This window comes from Streptomyces sp. NPDC044921, assembly GCF_056432865.1.
Genome location: NZ_JBWKIF010000003.1, coordinates 151,366 through 158,559 on the forward strand (window position 1 = coordinate 151,366; position 7,194 = coordinate 158,559).

The following is a 7,194-nucleotide window of genomic DNA, read 5'->3' on the forward strand; positions in this document are numbered from 1 at the left end:
GTTTCGCTAGCTTTCCGAGCTCTTGCCACCCGAACGGGGGGCACCGACCGTCGCTCCCGCCTTGACTCCGCTGTCCTTGCCCGTGGACGGGGCCTCGAAGGACTCCAACGCTTCCAGCACGTCCTGGACACGGGAGATCTCGGCGTTGATGTCCTCGCGGCGCCGGACCAGGACCTCCAGCTCGCGCTTGCCCTCCTCGACCGTGCGCTTGGCCTCGCGGATCGCCTCGGCCTTCAGCTCCTCGGCCTCCCGGACGAGCGTGTTCTTCTTCTGCTCGGCCTCCTTGAGCAGGCCCTCGGCCTTCTTCACCGCGGCGATCCGGACCTTGCCCGCCTCGGAGTTGGCCTCCGAGACGATCTCCTTGGCCTTCGCCTGCGCCTTCGCGAGCTGCTCCTCGGCCGCCTTGACGAGCGCGTCGCAGCGGTCGCCCGCCGTCTTCATCGCCTCGGCCGACTCCCGGCGGGCCCGCTCGTGCAGCTCCTCGATCTCCGAGGTGATGCGGTCGCGCAGCTCCTCGGCGCGCTCCCTTATCTGCGTGGCGTCCCGGCGCGCGCCGACCAGCAGCTCGTCGGCGTCCGTACGGGCCTTCTCCACGAGGGAGTTGCCCTCGACCGTCGCCTCGGAGACGATCCGGCCGGCCTCCGTACGGGCCGCCCCCACCATCGTGTCGGCCTGCGCCTCGGCCTCCGCGGTGGTCTTGTGGGCCTGCTGCTGCGCCTCCGTGAGCAGCTTGTCCGCCTCGGCCGTGGTCTCCGTGATGAGCTTGTCGACCTGCTCGGCCGCCTCGGAACGCCGCTTGTTGGCGTCCTTGCGGGCCTCGTCCAGGGTGCGGTCGGCCTCCTCGCGCGCGGAGGCGACGAGCCGCTCCGCCTCCGCCTCCGCGTCGGCCTTGACGCGCTCGGCCTCGGAGCGGATCCGCTTCGCGTGCTGCTGCGCCGAACCGACCGTCTCGGCGGCCTCGGCGCGCAGCCGCTCCGCCTCGCCGGTGGCCTCCCCGACCAGCTGGTCGGCCGTCGCGACCGACTCGGCCCGCAGCCGCTCGGCCTCCGCGGCCGCCTCGGACCGCACGCGCTCGGCCTCGGCGAGGGCCTCCGTGCGCACCCGCTCGGCCTCGGTGACCGTCTCCATCCGCAGCCGGTCGGTCTCCTGGACCGTCTCGGTGGTGAGCCGCTCCGCCTCGCTGCGCGCCTCGGTGATCAGGGCGTCCGCCTGCGCGGCCGCGTCCGACCGGATGCGGTTGGCGTCCTCGCGGGCGTCGGCCCGGGTGCGCGAGGCGCTCTGCTCGGCCTCGGCGATCGTGTCCGACGCCTCCGTACGCACCCGCTGGGCGTGCTCGGCGACCTCCGTGCGGATCCGCTCCGCCTCCGTGATCGCCTCGGACATCGTCCGCTCGGCGAGCGCCTTGGCGGCCTCGGCCTCCTCCTGCGCCTCGCGGCGCAGCCTGCCCGCGTCCTCGCTCGCCCGCTCCCGCTCGGCGTAGGCGTCGGAGCGGACCCGGTCCGCCTCCTCCTGGGCCTCGCGCCGCGTCCGGTCCGCCGCGTGCTCGGCGGCGGAGCGCAGCCCGGCGATCTCCTCCTGCGCCTGCTCGTGCAGCCCCGCGACGGAGTCCCGGACCTGCTGCGCGTGCTGCTCGGCCGCCGACACCATCTCCGTGGCGCGCCGGTCGGCCTCCTCGACCAGCCGTACGGCCTCGGTCTGCGCCTCCTCCACGCGCTTGCGCGCCGAGGCCAGCAGTTCCTCGCTCTGCTCGCGGGCCCGCTCGCGCTCCTGGTCGGCCTCCTGACGGGCGCTGCCGAGGACTTCCTCGGCCTCGCGGCGGCGCCGGTTGGCCTCCTCCTGGGCGGCGGCCAGCGTCTCCGACGCCTCCGCGGCGAGCCGCTCGGCGGCGGCCTGCGCCTCCGCGCGCATCCGGTCGGCGCTCTCCTGCGCCTCCGACTTCAGCCGCTCGGCCTCGCTCGCGGCCTCCGTGCGCAGGCGTACGGCGACGGCCTCGCCCTCGGCGCGCGCCGCGGACGCGTCCGAGGCGGCCTCGTCGCGCAGCCGCTCGGCCTCGGCCTCGGCCTGCTGCTGGAGCGTGCGGATCCGCTCGGCGGCCTCGGCGCGCAGCCGCTCGTTCTCCTCGGCGGCCTCGCGGCGGATCCGCGCGGCCTCCTCCCGGGCGTCCGACAGGGCCTGCTCGGCCGCCGTCAGCCGCTCCTCCGCCTCCGTCTGGAGCCGCGCCAGCTCCTCGGCGGCCTCCGCGCGCCGGGCCTCGACGGCCCGCTCGGTCTCCTCCTGCAGCTCCCGCGCCGCGCGCTCGGCCTCCGCCTTGAGGGCCTCGGCCTGCTCGACGACCTCCTCGCGGTGCCGCTCGGCCTCCTGCCGGGTGCGCTGGAGGGTCTCCTCGGCCTGCCGGCGCAGGGTCGTCGCCCGCTCGATGGCCTCCGTGCGGACCTTCTCGCTGTCCGTCTGGGCCGTCGTGCGCAGCTCGTCCGCGTCGGCCTTGGCCTTGGCGAGCAGCTCCTCGGCGGACTTCGCCGCCTCCTCGATCTGCGCCACGGCCTCCTTGCGGGCCTCGGCGCGGATCTTCTCGCCCTCCTCGACGGCGTCCGCCCGCAGCTGCTCGGCCTCGCCGCGCAGCCGGCGGGCCTCCTCCTGCAGCTCGACCGTCTTGGCGCGGTACTCCTTGGTGTCGTCCTTGGCGGCGCCCTTGAGCTGCTCGGCGATGTCGTGCGCCTCGGCGCGCAGCCGGTCCGCCTCGGCCTCGGCCTCCTTGCGGATCCGCTCGGCCTCCTCGGCGGCGGCCTTGGTGGTCTTCTTGGCGTCCTCCGACGCCTTGTTGAGGACCTCCTCGGCCGTCCGGGCCGCCTTGGACAGCTGGGTGGCGGTCTCCTCGGCCGTTTGCGTGCGGGCCTTCTCGGCGGCCTCGGCGACGATCTTCTCGGCCTCGGCCCGGGCGTCCGCGACGATCTGCTCCGCCTCGGACTTGGTGCTCTCGGCCTCCTTGGTGGCCTCCTCGACCAGCCGGGCGACCTGCTCCTTGGCCGTGCGCGTGCGCGTCTCGTTCGCGGCCTCGGCGCTCGCCAGGGCCTTGGCGGCGGCCTCCTTGGCCTCCGCGACGAGCTTCTCCGACTCGGCCTGCGCCTTGCGCAGCGCCTCCTCGGCCTCGGCCATCCGCTGCTCGGCGGCCTTGCTGAGCTCCTGGGCCCGGCGGCGCGCCGACTCGGACTCCGAGACGGTGGTGGAGCGCAGCTGCTCGGCGTGGTCGGTGGCCTCCTGGGCCTGCATGGAGGCGGCGTTGAGGAGCCGCTCGGCGTCCGTGCGGGCCCGCCGCAGGATCTGCTCGGCCTCGGCCCGGGCCTCCTCGGCCGCGTTCGTCAGCCGCTGCCGGGCCTCGGTCGCCAGCCGCTCGGCCTCCGCGCGGGCGGCGGCCAGGGACTGCTCGGCCTCCGCGCGGGACTCCTCCAGCAGCCGGCGGGCCTGCTGCTCGGTGCGGGCGCGCAGCTGCTCCGCCCACGCCACGTTCTCGTTGACGTGCGACTCGACCGTCTGGCGGCGCTCGGCCAGCTCCTGGTCCAGCTGCTGGCGGCGGGTCACCGCCTCCTGGTGCAGCTCGGCCTGCAGGCGGGCCGCCTGCTCGGCGTGCTCCTGGAGGATCCGCTGGGTCTGCGCCCGGGCCTCGCTCAGCTCGCGCTCGGCGTCCGTGCGGATCTGGTCGGCCTGCATCTGCGCGTTGCGCAGCAACTGCTCGGCCTGCCAGCCGATGTCGCCCCCGTCGAAGGCGGGCCGGGACATGATGGTGCGCCGCGCCTCGTGCAGCTTGGCGCGCAGCACCTCGACCTGGTAGCCGAGGTCCTCGGCGTGCTGGATCGCCTTTTCCCGTTCGGTCTTCAGCCGTTTCATCTCGGCTTCGAACCGAGAGAGGTGGTCGACGTCAGCCGCCGGCTCTCGCTCCTGGCTCTCGTAGCCCCGCACTGCGCGGTCCCATCCGTCCCCTGGTCGCAACTCTTTCCGAACGAGCTCCGTCCATCCGCCGAACGGGGCCCCCGGGGAATGGTGTCAGATCATCGGCGGAGCAGAGGCTGCTGCCCCGGCGCTCGTCCCCCGAAACCCGGACCCCGGTGGTCCTGCCGTCGCACGGCGGGACCGCGGTCACCCTGGCTGAGCGGCGACCGCACCCAACCCTACCGGCCCCTATGTACGAGGGTCAGTGCTCAGGTGACTCAACAGGCGCCGAAGTGACCAGTTCTGTCAGTACGCCATGGCAGTCCTTGGGGTGCAGGAAGGTGATCCGTGACCCCATGGAACCGCGTCGGGGCTCTTCGTACAGCACGCGGACGCCCTTGTCCTTGATGTCGGCGGCGTCCGCGTCGACGTCGGCGGTGCCGAAGGCGATGTGGTGGACGCCCTCGCCGTTCTTGGCGAGCCACTTCGCGACGGTGGAGTCCTCGCGGGTCGGCTCCAGGAGCTGCAGGTAGGTGGCGCCGCCGTCGGACGTCTCGTTGATCTTGAGCATGGCCTCGCGCACGCCCTGCTCCTCGTTGACCTCGGAGTGGAACACCTCGAAGCCATAGGTGGCACGGTAGAACTCGACGGTCTTGTCGAGGTCGAAACAGGCGATTCCGATGTGGTCGATTCGCGTCAGCATGGTCTCAGTGCAGCGCCCCCGAGGTGGTTACGCAACGTGCGCGCGATCACACCGACAGCCCGATGACGGCACGGAGTGCCACTCAGTACATTCGAAGTAAACCCTCGTTCACTCCTCGGCTGTGCAGCCGGTAAGGGGATCGCAGCTCATGACTTCTGGAACATCTGAGGCGAACAGCTCGGTGATCGTCGCGGGCGCGCGTACGCCCATGGGACGGCTGCTCGGCTCGCTCAAGTCCTTCTCCGGAGCCGACCTCGGCGGCTTCGCGATCAAGGCCGCCCTCGACCGTGCGGGGATCGGCGGCGACCAGGTGCAGTACGTGATCATGGGGCAGGTGCTGCAGGCCGGGGCGGGGCAGATCCCGGCGCGCCAGGCCGCGGTCAAGGCCGGCATCCCGATGAACGTGCCCGCGCTGACCATCAACAAGGTGTGCCTGTCCGGCCTCGACGCCATCGCGCTGGCCGACCAGCTGATCCGCGCGGGCGAGTTCGACGTGGTCGTCGCCGGCGGCCAGGAGTCCATGACCAACGCCCCCCACCTGCTGCCGAAGTCCCGCGAGGGCTTCAAGTACGGCGCGGTGCAGATGCTCGACGCCATGGCGTACGACGGGCTGACCGACTCCTTCGACGGCGTCGCCATGGGCGAGTCGACGGAGAAGCACAACACGCGCCTGGGCATCGGCCGGGCCGAGCAGGACGAGATCGCCGCGCTGTCGCACCAGCGGGCCGCCGCCGCGCAGAAGAACGGCCTGTTCGAGGCCGAGATCACGCCGGTCGAGATCCCGCAGCGCAAGGGCGACCCGGTGCTGTTCAGCAAGGACGAGGGCATCCGCGGCGACACGACCGTGGAGTCGCTCGGCAAGCTGCGCCCGGCGTTCTCCAAGGACGGCACGATCACGGCCGGTTCCGCCTCGCAGATCTCCGACGGCGCCGCCGCCGTGGTCGTGATGAGCAAGGCCAAGGCGCGGGAGCTCGGCCTGGAGTGGATCGCCGAGATCGGGGCGCACGGGAACGTGGCCGGACCGGACAACTCGCTGCAGTCGCAGCCGTCCAACGCGATCCTGCACGCGCTGAAGAAGGAGGGGCTGGAGGTCTCGGACCTCGACCTCATCGAGATCAACGAGGCGTTCGCGGCGGTGGCCGTGCAGTCGATGAAGGATCTCGGAGTGTCCACCGAAAAGGTGAATGTCAATGGCGGCGCCATTGCCCTGGGTCACCCGATCGGGATGTCCGGAGCCCGTCTCGTGCTGCACTTGGCGCTGGAGCTGAAGCGGCGGGGCGGTGGCGTCGGCGCGGCCGCGCTCTGCGGTGGCGGTGGTCAGGGTGACGCGCTGATCGTGCGGGTGCCGAAGGCCTGAACGGCGGCTTTCTGATTCCCCTCTCAAGAACGGAGCTGTGATGCAGGACGTCTCCACGCTGGTGGCCCAGGCCAGGGAGGGGCGGCCGCGGGCCGTCGCCCGGCTGATCTCGCTGGTGGAGGGGGCGTCCCCGCAGCTGCGTGAGGTCATGGCGGCGCTGGCGCCGCTGACCGGCGGGGCGTACGTGGTGGGTCTGACCGGGTCGCCCGGGGTCGGCAAGTCGACGTCGACCTCGGCGCTGGTCTCCGCCTACCGCAAGCAGGGCAAGCGGGTCGGCGTGCTCGCCGTCGACCCGTCGTCCCCGTTCTCCGGCGGTGCGCTGCTCGGGGACCGGGTGCGGATGTCGGAGCACGCGTCCGACCCGGGCGTCTACATCCGCTCGATGGCCACGCGCGGGCACCTGGGCGGGCTGGCGTGGGCCGCGCCCCAGGCGATCCGGGTGCTGGACGCGGCCGGCTGCGACGTGATCCTGGTCGAGACGGTGGGGGTCGGGCAGTCCGAGGTGGAGATCGCCTCGCAGGCGGACACGTCCGTGGTGCTGCTGGCGCCGGGGATGGGGGACGGGATCCAGGCGGCCAAGGCCGGGATCCTGGAGATCGGTGACGTGTACGTCGTGAACAAGGCGGACCGGGACGGGGCCGACGCGACGGCCCGCGAGCTGAACCACATGCTGGGGCTGGGGGAGGCGCGGGGGCCGGGCGACTGGCGTCCCCCGATCGTGAAGACCGTCGCCGCGCGGGGGGAGGGCGTGGACGAGGTCGTCGAGGCGCTGGAGAAGCACCGGGCCTGGATGGAGGAGCGGGGGGTGCTCGCCGAGCGGCGGATGTCCCGGGCCGCGCGGGAGGTCGAGACGATCGCGGTGACGGCCCTGCGGGAGCGGATCGGGGACCTGCACGGGGACCGGCGGCTGGGGGCGCTGGCGGAGCGGATCGTGGCGGGGGAGCTGGATCCCTACCGGGCGGCGGACGAGCTGGTGGCGGGGCTGACGGAGGGCTGAGTCTCGTCGGGAGGCGGCCGGGGCGGTGCCGGGAGGTGGCCGGGCCGGCAGGTGGGTTCGCCCGTTGCGCGCCCGTTGCCGGGTGTGGGTCGGGGCTGTGCCAGGGGGCTTGATCTCTACCGGGCGGCGGACGAGCTGGTGGCGGGGCTGACGGAGGGCTGAGTCTCGTCGGGAGGCGGCCGGGGCGGTGCCGGGAGGTGGCCGGGCCGGCAG

Annotated in this window: 4 protein-coding genes; 2 read left to right on the forward strand and 2 right to left on the reverse strand. The window is 73.3% G+C overall.

Features of this window, described 5'->3' with window-relative positions:
• Window positions 1–6: 6 nt before the first annotated feature.
• Entirely contained in the window at window positions 7–3,954 is a 3,948-nt protein-coding gene (scy, locus tag AC07DA_RS05850; RefSeq protein ID WP_479124963.1) for a polarized growth protein Scy, read from the reverse strand.
• Window positions 3,955–4,186: 232 nt separating this feature from the next.
• Window positions 4,187–4,627, reverse strand: coding sequence for a methylmalonyl-CoA epimerase (mce, locus tag AC07DA_RS05855; RefSeq protein ID WP_333933921.1), 441 nt, complete (start codon window positions 4,625–4,627; stop codon window positions 4,187–4,189).
• A 148-nt stretch (window positions 4,628–4,775) separates the two neighbouring features.
• On the opposite strand from mce, the gene AC07DA_RS05860 reads away from it, so the two are divergent.
• Window positions 4,776–5,984: an acetyl-CoA C-acetyltransferase gene (locus AC07DA_RS05860; protein WP_479124964.1), complete on the forward strand. Its 1,209-nt coding sequence runs from the start codon at window positions 4,776–4,778 to the stop codon at window positions 5,982–5,984.
• A 40-nt stretch (window positions 5,985–6,024) separates the two neighbouring features.
• Window positions 6,025–6,981 (forward strand): methylmalonyl Co-A mutase-associated GTPase MeaB, encoded by a 957-nt coding sequence (gene meaB / locus AC07DA_RS05865; protein ID WP_383325262.1) that lies wholly within the window; start codon window positions 6,025–6,027, stop codon window positions 6,979–6,981.
• Window positions 6,982–7,194 lie beyond the last annotated feature (213 nt).

What these genes read in the sequence shown, in the direction of transcription:
- mce (WP_333933921.1), bottom strand. Translation starts at nt 4,627, where the DNA reads ATGCTGACGCGAATCGACCACATCGGAATCGCCTGTTTCGACCTCGAC.
- AC07DA_RS05860 (WP_479124964.1), top strand. Translation starts at nt 4,776, where the DNA reads ATGACTTCTGGAACATCTGAGGCGAACAGCTCGGTGATCGTCGCGGGC.
- meaB (WP_383325262.1), top strand. Translation starts at nt 6,025, where the DNA reads ATGCAGGACGTCTCCACGCTGGTGGCCCAGGCCAGGGAGGGGCGGCCG.